At 63.6% G+C, this 23,662-nt stretch carries 22 protein-coding genes; 15 read left to right on the top strand and 7 right to left on the bottom strand.

Features of this window, described 5'->3' with window-relative positions:
• The 8 genes from SO156_RS42755 to SO156_RS42720 all read left to right on the top strand — a co-directional run.
• Positions 1-86, top strand: an 86-nt coding sequence (locus SO156_RS42755; RefSeq protein WP_498539028.1) for a hypothetical protein, incomplete at its 5' end; no start/stop codon positions are given.
• Positions 87-266: 180 nt separating this feature from the next.
• On the top strand, positions 267-1,271 hold the full coding sequence (locus SO156_RS42750) for a Gfo/Idh/MocA family oxidoreductase (RefSeq protein WP_458147115.1): 1,005 nt from the start codon (positions 267-269) through the stop codon (positions 1,269-1,271).
• A 51-nt stretch (positions 1,272-1,322) separates the two neighbouring features.
• Entirely contained in the window at positions 1,323-2,474 is a 1,152-nt protein-coding gene (locus SO156_RS42745; protein ID WP_498539027.1) for a DegT/DnrJ/EryC1/StrS family aminotransferase, read from the top strand.
• A gap of 306 nt (positions 2,475-2,780) precedes the next feature.
• Positions 2,781-4,307 (top strand): murein biosynthesis integral membrane protein MurJ, encoded by a 1,527-nt coding sequence (murJ, locus tag SO156_RS42740; protein ID WP_498539025.1) that lies wholly within the window; start codon positions 2,781-2,783, stop codon positions 4,305-4,307.
• Positions 4,308-5,386: 1,079 nt separating this feature from the next.
• A complete protein-coding gene (locus SO156_RS42735; protein ID WP_498539024.1) occupies positions 5,387-5,740 on the top strand; it encodes a YjiS-like domain-containing protein in 354 nt (117 codons plus the stop codon).
• A gap of 238 nt (positions 5,741-5,978) precedes the next feature.
• A complete protein-coding gene (locus SO156_RS42730) occupies positions 5,979-8,288 on the top strand; it encodes a xanthine dehydrogenase family protein molybdopterin-binding subunit (RefSeq protein WP_498539023.1) in 2,310 nt (769 codons plus the stop codon).
• Between the two features lie 185 nt (positions 8,289-8,473).
• Positions 8,474-8,923, top strand: coding sequence for a c-type cytochrome (locus SO156_RS42725; RefSeq protein WP_458147111.1), 450 nt, complete (start codon positions 8,474-8,476; stop codon positions 8,921-8,923).
• Positions 8,924-9,247: 324 nt separating this feature from the next.
• Positions 9,248-10,531, top strand: a complete 1,284-nt coding sequence (locus SO156_RS42720) for a cystathionine gamma-synthase family protein (protein WP_498539022.1) — start codon at positions 9,248-9,250, stop codon at positions 10,529-10,531.
• Between the two features lie 144 nt (positions 10,532-10,675).
• On the opposite strand, the gene SO156_RS42715 is transcribed toward SO156_RS42720, so the two are convergent.
• Positions 10,676-11,038, bottom strand: coding sequence for a VF_A0006 family four-cysteine protein (locus SO156_RS42715; protein ID WP_458147109.1), 363 nt, complete (start codon positions 11,036-11,038; stop codon positions 10,676-10,678).
• A 233-nt stretch (positions 11,039-11,271) separates the two neighbouring features.
• On the opposite strand from SO156_RS42715, the gene SO156_RS42710 reads away from it, so the two are divergent.
• Positions 11,272-11,745 (top strand): VOC family protein, encoded by a 474-nt coding sequence (locus SO156_RS42710; RefSeq protein WP_458147108.1) that lies wholly within the window; start codon positions 11,272-11,274, stop codon positions 11,743-11,745.
• A 71-nt stretch (positions 11,746-11,816) separates the two neighbouring features.
• On the opposite strand, the gene SO156_RS42705 is transcribed toward SO156_RS42710, so the two are convergent.
• Positions 11,817-12,890: a sensor histidine kinase gene (locus SO156_RS42705; RefSeq protein WP_498539021.1), complete on the bottom strand. Its 1,074-nt coding sequence runs from the start codon at positions 12,888-12,890 to the stop codon at positions 11,817-11,819.
• A gap of 837 nt (positions 12,891-13,727) precedes the next feature.
• On the opposite strand from SO156_RS42705, the gene SO156_RS42700 reads away from it, so the two are divergent.
• Positions 13,728-14,198 (top strand): hypothetical protein, encoded by a 471-nt coding sequence (locus tag SO156_RS42700; RefSeq protein WP_498539020.1) that lies wholly within the window; start codon positions 13,728-13,730, stop codon positions 14,196-14,198.
• Between the two features lie 100 nt (positions 14,199-14,298).
• Here the strand turns inward: SO156_RS42700 and SO156_RS42695 are convergent, their stop codons facing one another.
• A complete protein-coding gene (locus SO156_RS42695; protein WP_458147105.1) occupies positions 14,299-14,718 on the bottom strand; it encodes a CHRD domain-containing protein in 420 nt (139 codons plus the stop codon).
• A 154-nt stretch (positions 14,719-14,872) separates the two neighbouring features.
• On the opposite strand from SO156_RS42695, the gene SO156_RS42690 reads away from it, so the two are divergent.
• Positions 14,873-15,799 carry a c-type cytochrome gene (locus SO156_RS42690; RefSeq protein WP_498539019.1) on the top strand — a complete coding sequence of 309 codons (927 nt, stop codon included), beginning with the start codon at positions 14,873-14,875 and terminating at the stop codon, positions 15,797-15,799.
• On the opposite strand, the gene SO156_RS42685 is transcribed toward SO156_RS42690, so the two are convergent.
• Complete coding sequence (locus SO156_RS42685; RefSeq protein ID WP_027528612.1) at positions 15,796-16,041, bottom strand: Lrp/AsnC ligand binding domain-containing protein; 246 nt, start codon at positions 16,039-16,041, stop codon at positions 15,796-15,798. The genes SO156_RS42690 and SO156_RS42685 overlap by 4 nt on opposite strands.
• A 174-nt stretch (positions 16,042-16,215) precedes the next feature.
• Here SO156_RS42685 and thiD point away from each other — a divergent pair, with 174 nt between their 5' ends.
• The 4 genes from thiD to SO156_RS42665 all read left to right on the top strand — a co-directional run bounded on the left by thiD (position 16,216) and on the right by SO156_RS42665 (position 20,291).
• Positions 16,216-17,016 carry a bifunctional hydroxymethylpyrimidine kinase/phosphomethylpyrimidine kinase gene (gene thiD / locus SO156_RS42680; protein WP_458147103.1) on the top strand — a complete coding sequence of 267 codons (801 nt, stop codon included), beginning with the start codon at positions 16,216-16,218 and terminating at the stop codon, positions 17,014-17,016.
• Between the two features lie 226 nt (positions 17,017-17,242).
• Positions 17,243-18,055, top strand: a complete 813-nt coding sequence (locus SO156_RS42675; RefSeq protein WP_449383358.1) for a UDP-2,3-diacylglucosamine diphosphatase — start codon at positions 17,243-17,245, stop codon at positions 18,053-18,055.
• The gene (locus SO156_RS42670; protein WP_498539026.1) at positions 18,055-19,098 is read left to right on the top strand and encodes a glycosyltransferase family 4 protein; all 1,044 of its coding nucleotides are present in this window, start codon (positions 18,055-18,057) and stop codon (positions 19,096-19,098) included. Before SO156_RS42675 ends, SO156_RS42670 begins: the two co-directional genes overlap by 1 nt.
• A gap of 209 nt (positions 19,099-19,307) precedes the next feature.
• The gene (locus SO156_RS42665) at positions 19,308-20,291 is read left to right on the top strand and encodes a threonine/serine dehydratase family protein (protein ID WP_498539018.1); all 984 of its coding nucleotides are present in this window, start codon (positions 19,308-19,310) and stop codon (positions 20,289-20,291) included.
• An 86-nt stretch (positions 20,292-20,377) separates the two neighbouring features.
• Here the strand turns inward: SO156_RS42665 and SO156_RS42660 are convergent, their stop codons facing one another.
• The 3 genes from SO156_RS42660 to SO156_RS42650 all read right to left on the bottom strand — a co-directional run.
• Complete coding sequence (locus SO156_RS42660) at positions 20,378-22,102, bottom strand: caspase family protein (RefSeq protein WP_498539017.1); 1,725 nt, start codon at positions 22,100-22,102, stop codon at positions 20,378-20,380.
• A gap of 132 nt (positions 22,103-22,234) precedes the next feature.
• Positions 22,235-22,585: an ADP-ribosylation/crystallin J1 gene (locus SO156_RS42655; RefSeq protein ID WP_498539016.1), complete on the bottom strand. Its 351-nt coding sequence runs from the start codon at positions 22,583-22,585 to the stop codon at positions 22,235-22,237.
• A 27-nt stretch (positions 22,586-22,612) separates the two neighbouring features.
• Positions 22,613-23,662: hypothetical protein (locus SO156_RS42650; RefSeq protein ID WP_498539015.1), on the bottom strand; the 1,050-nt coding region annotated here is incomplete at its 5' end.

The raw sequence follows: 23,662 nt of genomic DNA, 5'->3' as shown, positions 1-23,662 counted from the left end.
TGCTGGAGCTGATCGAGGTCCAGACCGGCAGCTATCTCGGGGAGGACGATATCATCCGGATTGAAGACGACTATCAAAGGTCGTAACAGCAACTCCGAATCACGTGATCCGGGCCCAAAGGCTGGCATCCAACTGAGCTAAGGCCCGGGGAACGTGTAATTTTTTGAATCAAATCGTGTCCGGCTTACGATGTCGGCATTCGCCACAAATGTGGCGCTCATGCTAGGAAGTGGCCGGGGATTTGGGTTGAATCGGGGTTCGATCATATGAGTTCCAAGGGATCTGCACCGGCAAAGGCCGGCTTGCGTGTCGGTGTGATCGGCGCGGGCGTGATGGGCAGCAACCACGCGCGCGTGCTCGCGGGGCTTCCCGGCGTCAGTCTGGTCGGTGTGGTCGATCCTTCGCCGGCGCACCGCGCGCGTGCGACCGAGCTTGCCGATTGCCAGTGCTTCGAGACGCTCGATCAGCTCGTCGCCGAAGGCGTCGATGCCGTCACGGTCGCAGCGCCGACCCACCTGCACCACGAGATCTCGCTCGCCTGCATCGCCAGGAAGGTCCACGTGATGGTCGAGAAGCCGATCGCATCGACAGTGGAGGAGGGGCGCGAGATCGTCACTGCTGCCCGCGAGGCCGGCGTGACGCTGATGGTCGGTCACGTCGAGCGCTTCAATCCGGCGGTCGCTGCGGTCAAGCAGGCGATCGCGGGCGAGGACATCCTGTCCATTGCGATCACGCGCGTCGGTCCGTTTCCGCCGCGGATGTCGAATGTCGGAGTGGTGATCGACCTCGCCGTGCATGACATCGACCTGATCCGCTGGTTCACCGAGTCCGATATCGTCGAGGTGCAGCCGCAATTGTCGAGTGCGGTCGCCGAGCGCGAGGACATCGCGCTGTTGCAGTTCCGCACCGCGTCGGGCGTGCTTGCCCACATCAACACCAACTGGCTGACGCCGTTCAAGGCACGCAGCGTGACGGTCGCGACCCGCGGCAAATACGTCATGGGCGATCTGTTGACGCGCCAGGTCACCGAATGCTTCGGCTTCAAGCCGGACGGCAGCTATTCGATGCGGCATCTGCCGGTCGGTCATGACGAGCCGCTGCGCGCCGAGCTGATCTCGTTCCTCAACGCGGTGCGCCACGGCGAGACGCCGGCGGTGACCGGCGATGAGGGCGTTGCGAGCCTCGAGATCGCCACGCGCTGCCTGGAGGCGCCGAGCCGTCCTGCCGCGGCATCCGCAGCCCGTAAGGGGCCGCGCCGCGTCGCCGGCTGATCCGTCTCGATGTCGACCACCCAGAATCTGCAAGACAACCCGCAAGGCGCCATGAACCAGCATCTGCGTTCCGATCCCATCCCCTTCATCGATGTCGGCGCGCAGCGCCGCCGGCTTGGCGCCTCGCTCGATGCCGCGGTCACGCGCGTGCTCGACCATTGCCAGTTCGTCAACGGCCCGGAGGTGACCGAGCTCGAGAAGCAGCTCGCGGCCTATTGCGGCGCCAAGCATGTGGTGGGCTGCGCCAGCGGCACCGATGCGCTTCTGATGGTGCTGATGGCAAAGAACGTCGGGCCTGGCGATGCCGTGCTGTGTCCGTCGTTCACCTTCATCGCAACCGCTTCGCCGGCGGCGCGCACCGGCGCTACACCGGTCTACGTCGATGTCGATGAGGCGACCTTCAACATGAGCGCCGAATCCCTGAAGCGCGGCATTGCGACCGCCCGGAAGGCCGGCTTGAGGCCTGTCGCGATCATTCCGGTCGACCTGTTCGGACAACCCGCCGATCACGACGCCATCGCCGCGATCGCCGAGGCCGAAGGCCTGTTCGTGATTGATGACGCCGCGCAAAGTTTTGGCGCGAGCTACAAGGGCCGCAAGCTCGGCACGCTGGCGCTGGCGACCACGACCAGCTTCTTCCCGGCCAAGCCGCTCGGCTGCTTCGGCGACGGCGGCGCGATCTTCACCGACGATGATGAGCTCGCGCACACGCTGCGCAGCATTCGCGTCCATGGCCAGGGCGCGGACAAATACGACAACGTACGGCTTGGGCTGACCGGCCGGCTCGACACCATGCAGGCCGCGATCCTGATCGAGAAGCTCAAGATTTTCGACGACGAAATTGCGGCGCGCAACAAGGTGGCCGAACGCTATGCGCGTGGCCTGTCCAACGTCGTCACCGTGCCGCGGCTTAGCCCCGGCTGCACCTCGGTCTGGGCGCAGTACACCATCCGCCTGCCCAAGGGTACGGACCGCGACGGCTTTGCCGCCGCACTGAAGGCCCAGGGCGTGCCGACCGCGATCTACTATGCGAAGTCCATGCATCAGCAGACCGCCTACAGGCACTATCCGGTCGCCGACGGCGGCCTGCCGGGCTGCGAGAGCCTGTCCGAGGACGTCATCAGCCTGCCGATGCACGCCTATCTCGACGAGGCGGCCCAGGAGCGAATCATCGCGGCCGTGCGCGGCGCGATCTCAACCTGATTTCGCCGTTTTGCCGCACTTCCCCTCTCCCCTTGCGGGAGAGGGTGGCTCGCCGCAGAGCGGCGAGACGGGTGAGGGGTCTCTCTCCGCATGGAACGGGCGGGGAGAAACCCCTCACCCCAATGAGTTTGTGTTTACTCGCGGCGCAGCCCTCTCCCGCAAGGGGAGAGGGCACAGCAATGCGCATCGCCAGGCGCAATCCGACCTCTCCCCGGTTGGAAGTGAACAGCCGAACACCCCGTCTTTTTTGATCGCATCAGACTTCAGAGCCTTATCGGTTGACCGATAAGGCTCTAGAAGGGGCGCATGCTCGGGCGGATTTTCACAGTTGGCGGCTATACGCTGCTCTCGCGGCTGACGGGGTTTGCCCGCGACATCATGCTCGCGGCGATCCTCGGCGCTGGCCCTGTTGCCGACGCCTTCTTCGTGGCGCTCCGCCTGCCCAATCACTTCCGCGCGATCTTTGCCGAGGGCGCTTTCAACGCCGCCTGGGTGCCGGCCTATGCCCATGTCCATGGCGAGAAGGGCGAGGCGGCAGCAAAACTGTTCGCCGACCGCATCTTCACGCTGCTGTTTGCATCCCAGCTCGTGCTGCTGGTCGTCGCCTGGCTGTTCATGCCGCAGGCCATGAGCATTCTCGCGCCCGGCTTTTCCGAGGACGCCGAGCAGCGACACCTCGCGATCGAGCTGACGCGGATCACATTCCCCTATCTGCTTTTGATCACGCTGGTGACGCTCTACGGCGGCATGCTCAACGTGATGCAGCGCTTTGCAAGTGCCGCGGCCGCGTCGATCTTCCTCAACGTCTCGATGATGATGACGCTGGCGCTCGCCGCCTGGTTTCCAGGTGCCGGCCATGCCGCCGCCTGGGGCGTCCTGATTTCCGGCTTCCTCCAGTATTTCCTGCTCGCGGGTGATCTCGCGCGCCATGGCGGGCTGCCGCGCTTTGCGCCGCTCAAGCTCGATGAAGACGTCCGCAGCTTCTTCAAGGCGCTGGGGCCTGCGACACTGGGCTCGATGGGCACGCAGGTTGCTCTGTTTGCCGACACCATCATCGCGACCTTCCTGCCCGCAGGCGCGCTGTCGGCACTCTACTATGCCGATCGCCTCAACCAGTTGCCGATCGGCGTCATCGGCATCGCCATCGGCACGGTGCTGCTGCCGGAGATGTCACGGCGGATCACGGCCAACGACCACGACGGTGCGATGAAGGCGCAGCGCCGCGCGTTCGACTTCACGCTGCTGTTCTCGGTGCCCTTCGTCGCGGCCTTCATCACCGTGCCCGAGGCGATCATGCGCGCGCTGTTCGCCCGCGGCGCGTTCTCGAAGGCCGATGCCGCCGCCGCGGGCGCCACGCTCGCTGCCTATGCCATCGGCCTGATCCCCTTCGTGCTGATCCGCAGCGCGGTCGCGACCTTCTACGCGCGCAAGGATACGGCAACGCCGGTTCGGGCATCGCTGACCGGCATCGCGGTCAATGTCGCCCTGAAGGTTGCCTTGATGGGATCGCTCGCCCAGATCGGCCTGGCGCTGGCAACCGCCGTCGGTGTCTGGACCAATCTGCTGCTGGTGCTCTTCTTCGCAGTGCGGCGCGGCTTTCTCGTGCCGGACCGCGTCTGGCTGTTGTCGCTGGTCAAATTCCTGCTGACCGGGATCATCCTCGCCGTCGCCTTCTGGCTGATCGCACGCTTCGGCGGTGCCTATCTTGCCTCGATGCGCTTCCACGACGAATTGACGCTGGCGCTGTTGGCTGTCGGCGGCACCATCGTCTACGTGTTCGCGATCCTTGTGCTGTTTGGCCGCCGCTGGCTAGTCTCGCTGGTGCGCGGCTAGGCGCGTATCAATAAGTTCGTCCCGTCCGCTCTACCGGCCGTTAGGATAGAAGCATGTCCAACGACACAGACGTACCTTCGCGCCTGTTCTCGATTGATCCTGCCACAGACGCCGCGATCGGACGTATGACGCGGCGCGACCACTGCGCTTGCTTGGCGGTGAGGTCAAAGAAGGGCGTGCCCTTTGTTCCGAACATTCATGCAGAGGCACAAGACCGGAGCGTAGCGGGCTGGGGGCAGGTCACGAATTTGATCGAGCAGCTTGCACGAACGGCCGCTTCAATCCTGGAGCCATCGGCGCAAATCCCTTGGGAAGACTGGATGCGTGTCATCACGCTCCCTCCTCAAGTGGCGTCTCTAACCCATGTGGTGGGAATATGCCTTTATGGTAGCCATCTGCGAAGACTTCCCCCGGAGATCGGACGGATGACGTCGCTTCGAGAATTGGACATCTACACGTCTTATTCGCTGCATTGGCTACCTTACGAAGTCCTACGATGCGCAAACCTGAGCGCAAGCAGGATGAGCACTCGCGCGCTCTACGGGAATAAGAAGACGGGACTGCCATTCCCGCGACTTTCAGGTCCGATTGAGGCTCTGCTTCCTACGACCTGCAGCGTTTGCGATCAGCCATTCGGTGAAAGAACCCCGCAGCTTTTCTGGACAACTCAGCGGGTTGGCACGGATGACGTTCCCCTCCTGGTCCATAGTTGCTCGAGTGCCTGCGTCGATTTGATTCCATCCGCGCCGTCCGGTTTCTTCGAGCGTCCCCACAAGGGTGGCGGTGGCATTGGAATGCCCCTCGCGTAGGGGCAATTCGGCGGAGCCGGGCGTTCGCCTCTAGGATGCGCCTTACTTCCGCACATCCCTTGATTTTGCGCCATTGCTATGGTATCCGCGCTTCATGAACACAGTAGTGCGCAACGTCAACTTCAAGGACATGACCCGCTTCGGCTGGGCCGTGGAAGGAGTCGCGCGCTAGGAATTCGACGACGACATCTTTTCACCAGGCCCCGCCGGCATCGGACGGGGCCTTTTGTTTGGCCACGCTCCCTGCCGGCACAACAGCAGGAGCATCCGATGCCACCGCAACAGACGAACATCACATCCGAGACCGCAATGGACGAGGCCTTGGCGGCAGCGCGCCTCAATGCGCCCATTGCAGTGCTGGACGACGCTTTGCCGGAGAAGGATGCTGCTGGACCAACGGCCGCATCAACGCGGAGCATCCCAGGCTTGCTTCAGCGATATTGGCGTGCGTTTCAGGAGCGGCGCCAACGTCAGCGCTCACAAACCACCTTGCACGACTTGAGTGACCGGGAGTTGATGGACATCGGCTTGACGCGCGCTGAGGTCGACTACATCACAGGTCAACGAGCTATCGATACGCTGAGAGATAGCACGAGGTATCTGTGGGGCCGTGGTGTGATGTGACTGACAACCGTCAGGAGCGGGCATGCGTTTTTGCGAACAATCGTGGCCGCTCCGAAGCCTTTGCGCCCATCCTCCACGGCGAAATGAGCGGGCCGGGGCCCTTTCGCGCACTCCCGCTATGACGGGTGAGCGGTGCCATTTCCCGGCCTGCGACCTTCATGCATGGCTAAAGCCGTTTGCGCTGCCCGCCGTTCCGCTGCAATATGCGGCAAAACAACCATGAGGGCATGGAGAGAAAATGGCTGCTCCCATCAAGTTCGGCGTTGGCCAAAGCGTGCTGCGCAAGGAGGATGACGTACTGATCCGCGGCAAGGGCCGCTACACCGACGACTATGCGCCGCACGCGGCCTTGCGCTGCCTGATGCTGCGCTCGCCGCACGCGCACGCCAAGTATACGATCGATGTGAGCCGCGCCAGCGCGCTGCCCGGCGTCGCGCTGATCCTGACCGCCGACGACGTCGGGGATCTCGGCAATCTGCCGTGCCTGTTCAATCTCGAAACGGATCCGTTCACCGGTCCGCCTTACCCGATCCTTGCGAAGGACGAGGTGCGCCATGTCGGCGATTCCATTGCCTTCGTGGTAGCCGAGACCATCGACCAGGCCCGCGACGCGATCGAGGCGATCGAGGTCAAGTGGACGCCGCAGCCGGCGGTGACCGGCGTCGTCAATGCCGTGAAGCAGGGCGCGCCGCAGGTCTGGCCGGACAAGCCCGGCAACGTGCTGTTCGACGTCTCGATCGGCGACAAGGCCGCAACCGAAGCCGCCTTTGCGAAAGCGCATGCGGTCGCTGAAATCTCCATCGTCAATCCGCGCGTGGTCGCAAGCTTCATGGAAACGCGTGCGGCCGTCTGCGAATACGACGCCAAGCGCGACCATCTGACGCTGACGGTCGGCAGCCAGGGTAGCCACCGCCTGCGCGACATCCTCTGCCAGAACGTGCTCAACATTCCGACCGACAAGATGCGGGTGATCTGCCCCGACGTCGGCGGCGGTTTCGGCACAAAGCTGTTTCCGTATCGCGAATACGCCCTGATGGCGGTCGCCGCGCGCAAGCTGAAGAAGGCGGTGAAATGGGCGGCCGACCGCTCAGAGCATTTCGTGGGCGATGCGCAGGGCCGCGACAACGTCACCAACGCAAAGATGGCGCTGGCCGAGGACGGCAAGTTCCTCGCGATGGACTGCGACCTCATGGGCGACATGGGGGCGTATCTGTCGACCTTCGGGCCCTATATCCCGCACGGCGGCGCCGGCATGCTGCCGGGCCTCTACGACATCCAGGCTTTCCACTGCCGCGTGCGCACCATCTTCACCCACAGCGTGCCGGTCGATGCCTATCGCGGCGCGGGCCGGCCCGAGGCGGCCTATGTCATCGAGCGCCTCGTCGATGCCTGCGCGCGCAAGCTCGACATGACGCCCGATGCCATTCGTCGGAAGAACTTCATCCAGCCGAAGGCGCTGCCTTACAAGACCGCCACCGGAAAGGTCTATGATTCCGGCGACTTCGCCGCGCATCTCAAGCGCGCGATGGAGATCGCGGAGTGGAAGGAGTTCGGAAAGCGCGCCAAGGCGGCCAAGAAGCAGGGCCTGGTCCGCGGCATTGGCCTCGCGAGCTATGTCGAGATCTGTGGCGTGATGGGCGAAGAGACGGCCAACGTGCGGCTCGACCCCAATGGCGACGTCACCGTCCTGATCGGCACGCAATCGAGCGGGCAGGGTCACCAGACGGCTTACGCCCAGATCGTTGCCGAGCAGTTTGGCCTACCGCCGGAGCGCGTGCATATCCACCAGGGTGACACCGACGAGATCGCGACCGGGCTCGGCACCGGCGGCTCGGCCTCGATCCCCACAGGTGGCGTCTGCGTGGAGCGTGCCACGGGCGAGCTGGGCAAGAAGCTGAAGGAGATCGCGGCGCAGGCGCTGGAGGCCAGCGCAGGCGACCTCGAGATTTCGGCCGGCGCGATCCGCATCGCCGGCACCGACCGCTCGATCTCCTTTGCCGATCTCGCCAAGCGCCCCGGCGCCGACCCATCGAAGATGAACGGCAGTGCGACCTTCGCAAGCGCCGACGGCACGTATCCGAACGGTACGCATCTGGCGGAGGTCGAGATCGATCCGGCCACCGGCGTGATCAAGATCGTCAACTACGTGATCGTCGACGATTTCGGCAAGACGCTCAATCCGCTGCTGCTTGCCGGTCAGGTGCATGGCGGCGCCATGCAGGGCATCGGCCAGGCCCTGATGGAGCAGGTGGTCTATGGCGCGGGGGACGGCCAGCTCGTCACCGGCACCTATATGGACTACGCGCTGCCGCGCGCGGCCGATGGTCCGGCGTTCGTGTTCGAGACCCACAACGTTCCCTGCAAGACCAATCCGCTGGGGGTGAAGGGTGCGGGCGAGGCCGGTGCGATCGGCTCGTGCCCCGCGGTCGTCAATGCCATCGTCGACGGCCTCTGGCGCGAATACAAGATCGACCACATCGACATGCCGGCAACCCCGGAGCGGGTGTGGATCGCGATCAACGAGCACCGCCGTCGTCACAGCCTCTAAATGCGTGATCTTCGCACGCGGGAATAAAACCCCGCGGCGGGGTTCTATTCAGGGGATGGGCCGCGTTTCCCGTGGAACGGGTGGGCGGCCCTAGGTTGTTGTTTGAGCATGATCTTTTCGGAAAACTGCGTCACACCTTTCCGGATCATGCTTGTGAAACGTCTGCGAGCCCGGAGAAATACCAGATGAAACGGACGATTGTTGTCGTGGGCACCTTGTTGCTGGGTGCGGGCGCCGTGATGGCGCAGCAGGAGATTGCCGTTCAGCAGGACAATCTGATGCGCTCGCAGGCCAAGAGCATGTATGGCGTCATCCTGAAGATGACCAAGGGCGACATTCACTACAACCAGAAGGCCGTCGATGAGGCGCTGACGAACCTCGAAGCCGATGTCGCCAAGATCGCCAAGACCTTCGAGGTCAATCCCAAGCAGGACGTGGTGAATGCGACCTACGGCGCGTCGCCAAAAGTCTGGCAGAACAAGGCCGATTTCGACTCCAAGATACCACCGGTGCAGAAGGCGATCGCGGACGTCAAGGGCAAGGTCAAGGACCTCGCGAGCCTGAAGGCCGCCTACACCAGCATCAACGACCGCTGCACCGACTGCCACGACACGTACCGCGTGAAGCTGAAGTAGCCGGTCGGCCCCTTGCGGACCGGTAGAGCTCGTAGCTTGTAGCCCGGATGGAGCGCAGCGAAATCCGGGAGCACGCGCGAGCCGTTCGGTTTGTCCCGGATTACGCTGCGCTTCATCCGGGCTACGAAAACCCAACAGAGAAAATCTGTCCGCCACGCCTGACCGATCGCTGCCATAGCGTCGCGTATGCGCTATCCTGATCGCCAGCCGCCGCGACGTTGACGATGAGTCGTTGGATGCCGGCGCATCCAGCTCCTGACCGCCTTTCCATTGCAGGGTTCCAACGCACGGCGAGGATCCGAATCGAGAACAGCGAGACAGGCCATGGCAAAACCGTTCCCGTCCAAGACCCACATCGGCAACCATATGCTGCATCCGGAAACCTTGATGCTGACCTATGGCTATGATCCGCAACTCTCGGAAGGCGCGATCAAGCCGCCGGTGTTCTTGACCTCGACCTTCGTGTTCAGGACGGCCGAGGACGGGCAGGACTTCTTCGATTTCGTCTCTGGCCGGCGCGAGCCGCCGGAAGGGATGGGGGCGGGCCTGGTCTATTCGCGGTTCAATCATCCCAACAGCGAGATCGTCGAGGACCGGCTATCGGTCTATGAGCGTACCGAGAGCTGTGCGCTGTTCTCATCCGGCATGGCGGCGATCGCGACGACGATCCTCGCTTTCGTCCGCCCGGGCGACGTCATTCTGCACTCCCAGCCGCTCTATGGCGGGACGGAAACCCTGCTGACGAACACGCTTGCGCGCCTCTCGATCGGCGCCGTCGGCTTCGCCGATGGCATCGACGAAGCCGTGGTCAAGCAGGCCTCCGACGAGGCCATGCGCAAGGGCCGTGTTTCTTTGATCATCATCGAAACCCCGGCCAACCCGACCAATGGCCTCGTCGATATCGCGATGATCCGCCGCGTTGCCAACGCGATCGGGAACGCCCAGGGCCACACGCCGATCATCGCGTGCGACAACACGCTGCTTGGACCGGTGTTTCAGCGGCCGATCGAGCACGGCGCGGATATTTCGTTGTACTCGCTGACCAAATATGTCGGTGGTCACTCCGACCTCATCGCCGGCGCCGCGCTCGGCGCAAAGGCCGTCATCAAGGGCATCAAGGCGCTGCGCGGCGCCATCGGCACGCAACTCGATCCGCATTCGTGCTGGATGATCAGCCGTTCCCTGGAGACGCTGAGCATCCGCATGGAGAGAGCCGACAGCAACGCGCGCCTTGTGGCGGACTTCCTGCGCGACCACCCCAAGGTGGCGAAGGTTCACTACCTCGGTCATCACGAAGAGGCCTCGGCGGCCGGACGTGTATTCGCAAGGCAGTGCCTGGGCGCGGGATCGACGTTCTCCTTCGACATCGTTGGGGGCAAGGAAGCGGCCGTGAAATTTTTGAACGCGCTGCAAATCCTCAAGCTGGCGGTGAGCTTGGGCGGAACGGAATCGCTGGCCAGCCTGCCTGCGACGATGACCCATTCCGGCGTTCCAGCCGATATCCGCAAGAAGATCGGCGTTCTGGATTCCACGATCCGGCTCTCGATCGGCATCGAAAATCCCTCGGATCTGATCGCGGACCTCACCCAGGCGTTGAGCGCGGCCTAAAAGCGCATGAGATTAGGATGAATCGTCATCGCGCTTCAGGTTGTTGTTTGAGCATGATCTCCGCGCAAACGCGTTCCGCGTTTGTCGCGAGGGAAAACCGCTCCACACTTTTCCGGATCATGCGCTAGGCGCGCGATCGGCGAGTCAAAGCGGGTTTGAGGTGCGACATGCCGAGATGATCGCGGCCGCGGCTTCATTGGCCTGGGCGCCCGAGAGCTGCTGCACGAGGCAGGCATAGTAGCCCTTGCTTCGTTCGTTCAACAGGGAGTCGCCGTTGAGAGCGAGCCAGTTGCAGGCGGAGCGAATGTATTGGATCGCCAATGGCGATCGCGTGTCGCGGATGAAGGACAGCTCGCACTGAGCCTGCTTTTCCATGTCGGTTTGTGCGACGACCGATCCGGAGGACGAGACAAGCGCCGCGGCCGCGACGACTGACGACACAAGCGCGAGCAGCGCGCCAGCTTTCCCGCGCACAAGTCCCCTGGTCGCCAGCATGATAAAGCTCATGGATCGACACCACCCGTTCGGTAGAGCCGTGGACGTCGGCTCGATTCGAGCAACGCGCGCGAGTGTATGTCCGAAATCTGATGGCTGACGCGGGACGAGTCAAGAAATTGCCATTGGCTGCGACGATATGATGGCTAGGCAAAGGACAGGGTTGGAGCGCATCGACAAGACTGCCTGTCTCGGACGGGGATGGGGAATGAACCTGATTGGAGTGGAACTGAAAGGACTTGCGAATGGCAAAGAACACGATTTGCCTCTGGTACGACAAGGATGCCGAAGCTGCTGCCCGCTTCTACGCCGAGACGTTCCCCGACAGCAAAGTGAGCGCTGTCCGCCGCGCTCCCAGTGACTACCCATCCGGCAAGGCGGGTGATGTGCTGACGGTCGAATTCACGGTCGCGGGCGTGCCCTGTCTCGGCCTCAACGGCGGTCCCATGTTTAAACATAACGAAGCCTTCTCGTTCCAGATCGCGACCGACGATCAGGAGGAGACCGACCGCTATTGGAACGCCATCGTCGGCAATGGCGGGCAGGAAAGCGCGTGCGGCTGGTGCAAGGACAAGTGGGGCATTTCCTGGCAAATCACGCCGCGCGTCCTGATGGAGGCGCTGGCGGCCGGCGGTGCCGAAGCAAAGCGCGCATTCGAAGCGATGATGGGCATGACGAAGATCGACGTCGCCGCGATCAAGGCCGCACGGCGTGGCTGACGCTGCGCATGCAGCCCGGAGGGATAGGTGGGGCGAGTGGGATCGGTATCGCTCGCCTTATTCCCCAGCCGTCACGTTGCGGGTTCAACGGGTAGTTCGATAACGCACTGCAAGCCCTCGGGCCGCAAATCGAACCGCGTCGTCGCCCCAAGCTGCCCGGGCAGTCCCTGTTCGAGCAGGGTCCTGCCGAATCCATGTCGATGCGATACGACCAGCCCGGCGAGCTTGAGTCTGTGTTCGCTCCATTCGAAACGCAGAGCGGGCTTGTCGGTGCTTGCCAGCTGCCATCGGATCTCCAGGGTGCCGCCGGAGCCATTGAGGACACCGTGCTTGATGGAATTGGTCCCCAGTTCATGCAGAGCGAGCGAAAGCATCTGCACGGAATCCCGGGGAAGGGCCAGGTTCGGGCCGCCGATCGAGACGTCGGAGGAGTCCGCCACGCCCAGCGAATTCATTTCCATGTGCACGAGCTCATCAAGGCCAATCGCTTCCGACGCCTCGCGGGAGAGAAGGCCCTGAACCCGCGAAAGCGCGGCCAGGCGCCCATTGAAGTCGCTTGCATAATCGTCGAGCGAGGTGCTCGCCGCACGCGTCCGTTCCGAGATTGACCGGACCACCGCGAGCAAATTGCGACTTCGGTGCTGCAATTCTCGCACGAGAAGCTCCTTGGCTCGCGCGGAGCGCTGTTCCGTCTCGATGCTCTGGAGGGCCGATATCGATCCCGCAAGTTCGGCGGCGACCAGCATCAGGAAATCAAGATATTCTGAATCGAGACGCAGGCGCGAATTGGCGCCGATGAGCAACGCGCCTACCAGGTTGTTACCGGGGCTCTTGCGCAAAAGCGGCAATGCGACGAGTTGCGTCGTTGGCTCAGGCCAGGCGCCGCCTGGCAGCGCGGGCCGCGGTTCGGGCGATCGCTCGATGATCCGCAGCGTACGCGTATTGAGGACGTTGACGATGCCCCATTCATCGTCGGGTGATAGGGCCGATACCGAGGACGGAAACAGCGCGCAATCGATTTGGCTTGCGGCGACGAGTCGAGCGTGCCCGTTCTCGTCGGCGTTGTATTGAACGGCGAACGGGATGTCGGGATTGTTGCAGCAGAGCAGATCCAGGAGATTCTGACAGGTCTCCTCGATCGGCACGGCACCCGTCGTTGCTTCGATCGTTGCTTTGGACAGCGCGCCCAGGACGCGCATCCTGCGCTCGGTCAGGATGCGCGCGGTCGTTTCAACGACGGCCGTGAGGACGCCGACGATCTTGCCGGTCGCATCGATCAGCGGACTATGTGAATACGTGAAATAGCATTCCTGCATGTATCCGTGGCGGTCGCTCGCCAGCAGCAGGTCTTCCGACCAGTTCGCGACGCCTTTGAGGGCGCTTTCGAATTGCTGACCGACTATCGACCATGTGTCGGGCCAGGAGTCCGCGCCCGGCCGGCCGAGGCCATGGGGATGCTTGGTCTCGCCCAGGATCGGCTGCCACGCATCGTTGTACAGCATGATGAGTTGCGGCCCCCACCAGACGACCATTGGGAAGCGGGAATTGAGGCAAGTTGCGACTGTTGACTTGAGCGTATCCGGCCATTGGTCTGGTAGACCGAGCGGGGACATCGACCAATCGTGAGCGCGCATCAGCGCGCCCATGTTTCCGCCTCCGTTGAGGAAATCGGTCGACACGCCCATGACCTGACCTTGTCACGCGCCGTCGCTTGGCTCAGCCATTCAAACGGCAACCCGGCGCGAACTCTGCATCGTGTTCGAAAAAGTCGGCCGCCTGCGCAAAGCGTGCGACCAACGACCATAACCCGAAATCACCGGTCAAACCATCGAATTTCCAATGGGCAAGGCAAGCTGCGCGTCGGCGTCTGGTGGTGATCAATTTCGATCAAGCAGGCGGTGTCGGCGCGTGGCAAACTGCGGGTGGAGCAAAACTCCATTCGCCGACAGCGTATTGGCTCAACCACAGCAGTCGAGACTCACATGTTCCGCGTAACGGCAGACACATTGCAGGCCTATCTCGATTTCGATCCGGAGCGAAAGCATGACCTGGTCAACCTCCACAGGCTGATCGTTCAGGCTGCTCCTGCCCTCAAGCGGTTTTTCCATAGGGGAACACCAGCGGGAGAGGCGGGTATGCGGATGAAGATGATCGGCTATGGAAAATTTCGCTATGCGATCAAATCCGGGAAGAGCACCGAATGGCCGGTGATCGGTGTTGCTCTTCAGAAGAACTACATCAGCGTGTACGTGGCGGTGACCAGGCAGGGCGCGCCGATCGTAAGCAGATATGCGGGACGACTCGGCGAATTACGAATGGGCGGCAACAATTTCAGTTTCGAGAGGTTCGATGATCTGAAGCAGAATGCGATGTCACTGCTGTTCACGGAAGTTGCCGACGTCTTCACGTCGGACCCGGAGAACCCTGTTCGATACATGCAGGGCTCGTCATGACTCCATCGAAGCGGGCGCGCGATGTCTTCGATCGCTGGCTTGAAAAGGCCGGGCGCTCCTGCGAGCGTCCGGCCTTGTGTGCGGAAACGTTTCGCAGCGCTTACTTCGTCACTTGGCCGCGGATCTCGCCGCCCGGGTTCGCTGCAGTGTGGATGTTGACGTAGTACTTGCCGCTGAGCAGATCGGCCGCTTGCGCGTCGGTGAGCGTCGCTTCGCCCTTGACGGGGCTCGACGCCGCATTCGGGATCGCAACCGCGACGCCGGCATTCTTGCCGGTTTCGGCAGGGCCGTGGAAGTGAGCGGCAGTCGCGGGGCCCGAGAGCCCGGAATAAGTGACGGTCCAGGAGAGTTTCTTGCTGGCGGCGTCATAGTCGAGATCGGCCGTGCCGGTGCCGCTGCTGGTCGTCGCTGGCACCTCGGCCTTGCCGTCCAGCGTCGCCTTCAGTTTCTCCGCGCAGGCGGGTCCGGCAAACGCAACGGCAGCCGTCAGCGCGAGCGTGGCAAAAAGGGGCTTGTTCATGGTTCTCTCCCTGTTGACCTCGAAAGGTGGCAAACGTCCAAACAGCGCGACTTGGAATTTATTCCCCTCAAGCGTTCAAACCATCTAAATTATTCGTGGCTGGAGCGGCAGTGGCCGCAGCCTTAAGTTCGTCGGACATCGATGGATTTCGTGAATGTTGCGACGAACGATCATTGCTGCGCTACTTGCCGCCGGTCTCGGCCTCGCGCTCTATTGGTGGCTCACGGCGCCGGTCGCCCTGGCGCTACCTGCAGCCTCGCGCGCGCCCGATCTTGCCAACGGTGAGGAGCTGTTCAACGCCGGCGGCTGCTCGGCCTGCCATGCGGTGCCGGGCCAGCCCGACCGCCTGCGGCTCGGCGGGGGGCTCGCGATCGGCTCGCCGTTCGGCACTTTCTACGCGCCCAACATCTCGCAGGATCCGGCCGAAGGCATCGGACGCTGGAGCGAGGCTGATTTCGTCAATGCGGTGATGAAGGGCGTTTCGCCTGATGGCGCGCATTACTTCCCGGCATTTCCCTATACGTCCTACGCGCATGCGAAGGTGGACGATGTCCGCGATCTCTTCGCCTATCTGAAGACGCTGCCCGCCGTGCCGGGCAAGGTGCGCGATCACGATCTGCCGTTTCCCTTCAACATCCGCCGCAATGTCGGCGTCTGGAAATGGCTGTTCATGGACAGCAAGCCGTTCGTCGCGGATGCTCAGCGCTCGCCGCAATGGAATCGCGGCGCCTATCTCGTGAACAGTTTTGGCCACTGCGCCGAATGCCATAGCCCGCGCAATCTGCTCGGCGGCCTCATGACGTCGCAACGCTTTGCCGGTGGCCCCAGTCCGGACGGTGAGGGCTGGGTGCCGAACATCACGCAAAAGGGCATCGGCGACTGGAGCGAGAAGGACATCGCCGACTTCCTCGAGACCGGCGACATGCCCGAGGGCGACAGCGCCTCCGGCGCGATGCGGCCGGTGATCAAGAATCTCGCGCGGCTCAAGCCCGAGGACCGCGCCGCGATGGCCGAATATCTGAAATCGCTGCCGCCGGTCGAGGGACCCAAGCCGCCGCCGAAGCGGAAGCAGGACGGTTAGCGGCCGCCAAACGCCTTGAAGGTGATGATGGTGAGGGTGTCCTGGATGCCCGGCAGGATCTGCACCTTCTCGTTGATGAAGTGGCCGATGTCGGTGTCCTTGTCGACATAGAACTTCACCAGGAGGTCATAGTGGCCCGCTGTGGAATAGATCTCGGAGGCGATCTCGGCTTCGGCGAGCGCGTTGGCGACCGTGTAGGACTGGCCGAGCTTGCATTTGATCTGGACGAAGAAAGGAACCATCGCGGTTGCTCCGAAGGCATGATTTGGCGGCTAATAGGCCAAAATCGGCCGGCTTTAGCAAGCGAACTTGCTACCCCCGGGCGCTACTTGCTGCCCCGGGCGCAAGCAAGCTTGCTGCCCCCGGGTATGCGCGTTAGGACAGACCATGCCCCCGATCCATCCGAAAGCCGCGCCATGACGACGCCCATAGCGCTCACCATCGCGGGCTCCGATTCGAGCGGCGGCGCCGGCATCCAGGCCGACCTGAAGACGTTTGCGGCGCTCGGCGTCTATGGCGCCTCCGCGATCACGGCTCTGACCGCGCAAAACACCAAAGGCGTGACCGGCATTCATGCGGTGCCCGCCGCGTTCGTGACCGCGCAGATCGATGCGGTGTTCTCCGATCTCGATGTCGGCGCGGTCAAGATCGGCATGGTGGCGCAGGCGGCCAGCATCGATGCAATCGCCTCCAGCCTCGCGCGATGGTCGCCACGGCATGTCGTGCTCGATCCCGTGATGGTCGCAACCTCCGGCGACCGGCTGCTGGCGGCAGAAGCCGTCGAGGCGTTGCGCACAAAACTCATGCCGCTCGCATCGGTGATCACGCCGAACCTGCCCGAGGCTGCCGCACTGCTGGACGAGCAGGTCGCGGAGAGCGAGGCCGAGATCGAGAGCCAGGGGCGTCGCCTGCTCGCGCTTGGTTGTCGCGCGGTCCTGATCAAGGGCGGGCACGGGCAGGGCGCCGAGAGCATCGACTATCTCGTCAGCGCGGACGGCGTGATTGCGCTCGCCGCGCCGCGGGTTGCGACCCCAAACACCCATGGCACCGGCTGCTCACTATCCTCGGCGGTTGCGGCGGGCCTCGCCCGGGGCGAGCCACTCGAGCAGGCCGTGCGCAACGCCAAGGCCTGGATCAGCGCGGCGATTACGGCTGCCGATCGCTTCAGCGTCGGTCACGGCCATGGGCCGATCCATCATTTCCACAAGTTCTATTGACCTCGGCCGCGATGGCGACGGCAGTGCGCGGCGGCCGCTGGCGTTAACCAATAAACCTATGGGTTCCCGGAGTTTTGCGGAGGCCTCTGCCGCGCCATGTCGCCTGATTGTCGCATGCGGCTGATATCCGCGAAGGGGGCGAGGCAAGGTTTGATTCGTATCTGAGGGTGCCTCACAGGTTCAATCGGTCATCCCCCTGTCACGGGATATTGTTACAGGCTGGCGCATGGGAAGTTACGATGTGAGTGACGAGAGCCCGGAGCGGCGCTTTCGCACGTTGTTCATCTCCGACGTTCATCTCGGGGCCCGCGGCTCGCAAGCCGACCTTCTGCTGGACTTCCTGCGCTACCACGATGCCGACACGATCTATCTCGTTGGCGACATCGTCGATGGCTGGGCGCTGAAATCGAGCTGGCACTGGCCGCAATCGCACAACGACCTGGTGCAAAAGCTGCTGCGCAAGGCGCGCAAGGGCGCCAAGGTCATCTACGTGCCCGGCAATCACGACGAATTCCTGCGCAACTATTACGGCACGCATTTCGGCGGCATCGACGTCGTCGAGAACACCGTGCACACCGGCGTCGACGGCAAGCGCTACCTCGTCATCCACGGCGACATCTTCGACCTCGTGGTGCAGAACGCGCGCTGGCTCGCTCATCTCGGCGACAAGGCCTACGACTTCGCGATCCAGATGAATCGCTTCGTCAACTTCTTCCGCCGCATGTTCGGCGTGCCCTATTGGTCGCTGTCGCAATGGGCCAAGCAGAAGGTCAAGAACGCGGTCAACTATATCGGCGCGTTCGAGCAGGCGCTGTCCGCCGAAGCCCGGCGCCACGACGCCGACGGCGTGATCTGCGGCCACATCCACTATGCCGTGATCCGCGACGAGAACGGCATCCGCTACATGAATTGTGGCGACTGGGTCGAGAGCTGCACCGCGCTCGTCGAGCACGATGACGGCCATTTCGAGATCATCACCTGGGCGGATCAGTTGCAGAAGCCTGCGGCCGTTCCACAGGTCGCGGCAAGAGCCGCATGATGCGCATCCTGGTCGCGACCGACGCCTGGCACCCGCAAGTCAACGGTGTGGTTCGGACGCTGACCAAGCTCGCTGACGCTGCGAAGGCGCTGGACGTCGAGTTCTCCTTCCTCACCCCGCAATCGTTCCGTACCTTCGCGATGCCGAGCTATCGCGACGTGCGCCTGGCGATGCCGCGGCCGGCGAGGATCGCGAAGCTGATCGAGGAGGCGCGTCCCGACAGCATCCATATCGCGACCGAGGGGCCGATTGGCGTCATGGTCCGCCGCTATTGCCGGCAGCACAAGCTGCCGTTCACGACGAGCTTCCACACCCGCTTCCCCGAATATGTCCGCGCCAGGGTGCCGGTTCCGGGCTCGCTGATCTGGCGGGCGCTGCGCCGTTTTCACGCGCCCAGCCGAGCCGTGATGGCCGCTACCCCGGCGCTGGCGCGCGAGCTCAGCGAGCGCGGTTTCGACAATGTCGTGCTGTGGCCGCGCGGTGTCGACAACAAGCTGTTCTATCCCCGCGCCATCGATCTCTGCTTCCCCGCGCCGGTGTTCCTCTGCGTCGGCCGGGTCGCGGTGGAGAAGAATCTCCAGGCGTTCCTCGACCTCGAACTGCCCGGCACCAAGGTGATCGTCGGCGACGGTCCGGCGCGCGCCGGCCTGGAGCAGGCCTATCCCCAGGCAATCTTCTTGGGGGAAAAGCACGGCGAGGCGCTGGCCGAAATCTATGCCGCGGCCGACGTGTTCGTGTTTCCGAGCCGGACCGACACGTTTGGCCTCGTGCTCCTCGAAGCGCTGGCGAGCGGCCTGCCGGTGGCAGCCTTCCCGGTGAAGGGGCCGCGGGACGTGATTGGCGATGCGCCGGTCGGGGTGCTGGACGAGGATCTGCGCAGCGCCTGCCTCGCGGCGCTCGACATTTCGAGGCAGGACTGCGTCGAATTCGCCGCCAACCATACCTGGGAGGCATCGGCGCGCGCCTTCGTCGACAGCATCCGGGCCGTCGGCGCCGTGCTGCCGCACGCCCAAGAGCCGGATCAGCCGCGTTTCGTCGCCTAAAGCGCGATGAGATTGGAACGAATGGTCATCGCGCTTTAGGTTATTGTTTGAGCATGATCTCCGCGCAAACGCGTTCCGCGTTTGTCGCGAGGGAAAACCGCTTCACACTTTGCGCTAACGCGGCCCTTCGGGTCCGGATCATGCTCTAGGACTACGCCCTCACGCGGCGGTGTCTTCCCAGCCGTCAAGGGGCGGGATACAAATTGCCCATGACGGAACAGCCCCTCCCGGTCGGCCCCGCCGATATCGATGCCGCAGCGCGCGTGATCGCGCCCTTCGCCATCCACACCCCGCTTTTGTCCTTCCCCGTGCTCAACGAGCGCGTCGGCGCAAAAGTGTTCCTGAAGCCGGAGATGTTGCAGCGGACCGGCTCCTTCAAGTTCCGTGGCGCCTTCAACAAGGTGTCCTCTATACCGCAGGACAAGCGCAGCGGCGGCGTGGTGGCGTTCTCCTCGGGCAATCATGCGCAAGGCGTGGCGGCCGCGGCAAAGATCCTCGACATGCAGGCGATCATCGTGATGCCGTCGGATGCGCCGCTGTCCAAGCGCGAGCGCACCAAATCCTACGGCGCTGAGGTCGTGCTGTACGATCGCGACCGTGACGATCGCGAGGCGATCGCGCGCGGCATTGCCGAGAAGCGCGGCGCAACGCTGGTCAGGCCTTATGACGATCCCTTCGTCATCGCGGGGCAGGGCACCGCGGGCCGCGAGATCGCCGAGGACATGGCGGCCCTCGGTATTGCGCCGGACATCGTGGTTGCCCCGGCCTCCGGCGGCGGCTTGATCGCGGGCGTAGCGACAGCAGTGAAAGCGCGCTATCCGCAGGCCCAGCTCGTCGTAGCCGAGCCCGAAGCATTCGACGATCACAAGCTCTCGCTTGCCGTCGGTCACCGCGAGGCGCATGCGCCCGCCGGGCGCACGATCTGCGACGCGCTGATGGCACTGATCCCCGGCGAGATGACTTTCGCGATCAACGGAAAATTGCTGTCGCGCGGCGTCACCGCCTCCGATGCGGAGGTCGGCGCGGCCGTCGGGTTTGCCTATCGCGAGCTGAAGCTGGTGGTCGAGCCCGGCGGCGCCGTTGGCCTCGCCGCGCTGCTCGCAGGCCGCCTCGATATTGCCGGCAAGAACGTCGTCATCGTGCTCTCGGGCGGCAATGTCGATGCCGACCTGTTCGCGGAGCTCGTGGCCTGACGCCACGCTCGCCTGTCTCGATCTGCAAATAGGAAAGGGCGGAGCATCGCTGCTTCGCCCTTCGCCGTTGTCGCAGTCAGCAGTGATCAGTGCATGAAGCCGATGCGGCGAGTCATGCCGGCGTTCGCCGGTGCCCGATTCATCGTCTGGGCATATTGCGGCTTGAAGTTGGTGCTCATCACCGACCGGCTGGGCACCGTGTTCAGTTGCGGACGGTTGGTCTCTCCCTGAACGTTGCTCGGCGGATTGGTGCTGGGCTTGACGATTCCGGGATTGCCGTTGCCGGTCCGGATCGGCTGGTTCTGGGTCTCGACTTTGTTGGTTTTCACGTCGATGTTCGTTATGTCGACGTTCGAACCGCCCTTGCCCACGGTCGTGGCCGGCAGCGTCACGACCTTGCCCACGGTGCCGTTGTTGGTCGTGCTGTTGGTGGGCGCTGGCAGGGTGACGATCTTGCCCGGGAGCTGTGACGGCGTGGTGTTCGGCTGGTTGTTGGAGGGCGGCGTGCCGAGCTTGCCGGTGGCGTTGCTGTCGATCGGCTTGTTGCCGTGGTTCAGCGCGCCCCCATTGCCCTGCTGGATGAGCGGGGTGTACTTGGTCGGCCCGAGATTGCCGGGCTTCAGCGTCGGCGCAATGGTCTGCGGCGCGAGGAAATGTGTCGCCTGCATCAGCGGGATCTGCTTCGGCTCGATCTGGAGCTTCAATGCCGGCATCGCATAGGGGCTCTTGGCGTAACTGTCGTAGAAGTTCTTGTAGGCGATCGGCGAGTTGGCGAGAACCGCCTTGTGCCAGGCTTCCGCCATCAGCAGGTTGGCGAGCAACCAACGGATATGGTCGCACAGCGGGTCATGCGGGTACATCCGGACGAACTCCTGATAGTACTCGGGATTGCCCTCGGAGAGCACGTAATCGTAGGCCTGCTGCGCGGAGCGGCTCGGCAGATTGGACGCCATCTGCACGACCGGCGCGTTCATCGGCGCACGGTTGGCGGCAACCGCGGTGTCACCGAAGAAATAGAAGTCGCTCGTCAGCGACGAGCTTTCCCACGGCGTCTGCTGGCCGTCAGTGGTGTGGTTCACCTCCAGCCGCACCCGCTTGAACAACTGCTCGATCGGCACATTTGGTTCACGCGCGACGTTCAGGAAGGCCTGGGTGTAGGGACTGTGATCGCCCTTGCCATCGAGTGCTTCTGCACCGGGCGCGGTCGAATAGCCGACGATCGAGCCGTTCGGCGCATCGACAATGGCAAGACCGCGATTGGCATCGATCAGGGATGGGAACGGATTGTTGCGGCAGGCATCGAGAATGACGATACGCATGCGGCTCGGGATCGTCTCCAGCGTCGACATCACGTCGACGAGACGGACCGAGTTGTTGACGAGCTCGGTGGGGTTCGAGACTTTCGCATCCACCGGCACGAGATAGTTCTCGCCGGCGAGCTGCACGCCGTGGCCGGCGTAGTAGACCATCGCCACCGTGTTGGGGCCGCGCGAGGCGACCTTTGCAGAAAAGTCCTGCACGACCCTCAGCATGTCGTTCTGGGTCAGGTCAGTTGCGGAAATCACCTCGAACCCCGCCGAGTTCAGGAATTGCGCCATCGACTGCGCGTCATTGTCGGGGTTGGCGAGCTGCGGGGCGTTCTTGTAGTTCGAATTTCCGATCACCAGTGCGACCCGCTGCTCCGGGCCTTGCAGTGCAGTCGGTGCCGGATTGCCTTGCGTGGCGGTCTGTGCGGAGACAGGACTGCACGCGAAGCCGAACAGGCTTCCGAGCAATCCCGCGCAAATCAGGAAAGACTTCAAGCGGAACATGAGCGTGCTCCCAGCGACTAATCTCGAACAGAGATTGGTTGCGGCGACGCTAGACCGCGTTCAAGGGAGGGATACGTGATGCAGATCACGATGGCGCCGAACGTGATCTGAGTCACGCTGGAGCGGCCTTGGCTAAGGGAAGTTCTTGACTACTTCGATCAGACCAACAATGGCCGCATTGAAGGCTTCGAGGTCTTCCGCGGGGATCCAGTACTCCAAGTGGGATCGACCGCCTGCCTCCCGCACATCGTACCCGTCGATGTAGCTTCGCTTGATCCGGAATCGGGTCACGAATCCTGCTCCGCTCGCCGGGACATTCCAGTCACGCGCGATCTTAACGGCGTAGTCTTCGGTCAGAACCGGGTAGAAGATCGGCTGATCCGGCAGGCGCGGTGGGAAAGCGCGCATCCCGCTCTGCTGGATCAGCTCAAGCTCCTTCGGTCCGACAGGCCGCCAAAGCGTAAGAGTATCGTCGGCTGCCATTGCTGCCTAGCTCGATGAGTGCGTCCGTTACGAGAAGAAAGCGATCTTCTCGGCCTGGGTCATGCGGCGGATCGGCGCCAGCGGATCGTTGGCGGCAGCGCGGGGCTTTTGCAGCATGCCGCTCGCAAGGATCGTCGAGCCGAGCGCCGGCTCCAGCGGCGAGGGCATGGGAAGGGGCGAGATCTGCGAGGCGGCTTGCAGCGTCGCATGCAGAGCTGCCAAGGCCTCTGCTGGCGCCGGACGTTCCATGATCGCGACGGCGGGCTCGAACGGCGCGATTGGTGCGATCGATTGGGCTGCGATCGGCTCGGGCAAGTCTGGCTCTTGCAAGTCTGGCTCTTGCGAAACCGGCTCTTGCAAGGCCAGCTCTGGCAAGACTGGCTCGGACAAGACCGGCGCGGCGGCGACGGGCGTCTCGACAGGGGCTGCGACTTCAGCAGGCTCGGCGGTCGCCTCGTCGAACTCGGGATCGGGCGCAGCCATCTCCATCGCGATCCGCTCGAGAATCGCTTCGTCTTCCGCCTCGGCTGCGGCATCGATCGCGAACGCGTCGACGGCTTCCGCGATGGGAGCAGCCTCGGCAGCGCTCTCTCCGACTGCGACGTGGCCTCCTGCGACCTCGACCGGTTCGTGCTCGCTGGCGACGTCCGTCGTCTCGTTGATCGCCACCTCGTCGACGACCTCGCCCGCGGCAACGGTGGTCCCGGACCCGGCGACGGCCACGGCCTCGTGCGGCATCTCCGCTGCGGGTGGCTCGCTTGCCGACATCGCCGTTTCGGCGTCCGCCATCGCGAGCATCTCGGGCGCCGGAGCAGGCGGGGGGGAAGGCGCCGCCGTGCCTCCCGTTTCGACGCGCTCGATGTGGTCCCTGAGCAGATCGAAAGCGGCCTTGAGCTCGGCGCGGGGGTCGATCGTCGACGTCTGACCGCAGGCGGCTTCGATGGCCGCGAGCTGCGAATCAATCAGGTCGCAGATTCGGCCGTCGGCGCCGATCTCGCGCCAGCGCCAGGAGATCTCCCTGATGATGCGTACACCGCGATGGATCGGCCCGAGGCTGGTCTCGAGCAGGGCCGGATC

It is taken from the genome of Bradyrhizobium sp. UFLA05-125, assembly GCF_059803515.1.
The sequence above is the reverse complement of the archived record's forward strand: the minus strand, read 5'-3'. Positions and strand labels throughout refer to the sequence as shown.

Bases quoted from the DNA above. Each gene is read 5' to 3' on its own strand.
- SO156_RS42735 (WP_498539024.1), top strand. From the start codon at position 5,387: ATGCCACCGCAACAGACGAACATCACATCCGAGACCGCAATGGACGAG.
- murJ (WP_498539025.1), top strand. From the start codon at position 2,781: ATGCTCGGGCGGATTTTCACAGTTGGCGGCTATACGCTGCTCTCGCGG.
- SO156_RS42695 (WP_458147105.1), bottom strand. From the start codon at position 14,718: ATGAACAAGCCCCTTTTTGCCACGCTCGCGCTGACGGCTGCCGTTGCG.
- SO156_RS42710 (WP_458147108.1), top strand. From the start codon at position 11,272: ATGGCAAAGAACACGATTTGCCTCTGGTACGACAAGGATGCCGAAGCT.
- SO156_RS42655 (WP_498539016.1), bottom strand. From the start codon at position 22,585: ATGGCAGCCGACGATACTCTTACGCTTTGGCGGCCTGTCGGACCGAAG.
- SO156_RS42715 (WP_458147109.1), bottom strand. From the start codon at position 11,038: ATGAGCTTTATCATGCTGGCGACCAGGGGACTTGTGCGCGGGAAAGCT.
- SO156_RS42750 (WP_458147115.1), top strand. From the start codon at position 267: ATGAGTTCCAAGGGATCTGCACCGGCAAAGGCCGGCTTGCGTGTCGGT.
- SO156_RS42665 (WP_498539018.1), top strand. From the start codon at position 19,308: ATGACGGAACAGCCCCTCCCGGTCGGCCCCGCCGATATCGATGCCGCA.
- SO156_RS42690 (WP_498539019.1), top strand. From the start codon at position 14,873: ATGTTGCGACGAACGATCATTGCTGCGCTACTTGCCGCCGGTCTCGGC.
- SO156_RS42685 (WP_027528612.1), bottom strand. From the start codon at position 16,041: ATGGTTCCTTTCTTCGTCCAGATCAAATGCAAGCTCGGCCAGTCCTAC.
- SO156_RS42660 (WP_498539017.1), bottom strand. From the start codon at position 22,102: ATGTTCCGCTTGAAGTCTTTCCTGATTTGCGCGGGATTGCTCGGAAGC.
- SO156_RS42700 (WP_498539020.1), top strand. From the start codon at position 13,728: ATGTTCCGCGTAACGGCAGACACATTGCAGGCCTATCTCGATTTCGAT.
- SO156_RS42725 (WP_458147111.1), top strand. From the start codon at position 8,474: ATGAAACGGACGATTGTTGTCGTGGGCACCTTGTTGCTGGGTGCGGGC.
- thiD (WP_458147103.1), top strand. From the start codon at position 16,216: ATGACGACGCCCATAGCGCTCACCATCGCGGGCTCCGATTCGAGCGGC.
- SO156_RS42720 (WP_498539022.1), top strand. From the start codon at position 9,248: ATGGCAAAACCGTTCCCGTCCAAGACCCACATCGGCAACCATATGCTG.
- SO156_RS42730 (WP_498539023.1), top strand. From the start codon at position 5,979: ATGGCTGCTCCCATCAAGTTCGGCGTTGGCCAAAGCGTGCTGCGCAAG.
- SO156_RS42745 (WP_498539027.1), top strand. From the start codon at position 1,323: ATGAACCAGCATCTGCGTTCCGATCCCATCCCCTTCATCGATGTCGGC.
- SO156_RS42670 (WP_498539026.1), top strand. From the start codon at position 18,055: ATGCGCATCCTGGTCGCGACCGACGCCTGGCACCCGCAAGTCAACGGT.
- SO156_RS42675 (WP_449383358.1), top strand. From the start codon at position 17,243: ATGGGAAGTTACGATGTGAGTGACGAGAGCCCGGAGCGGCGCTTTCGC.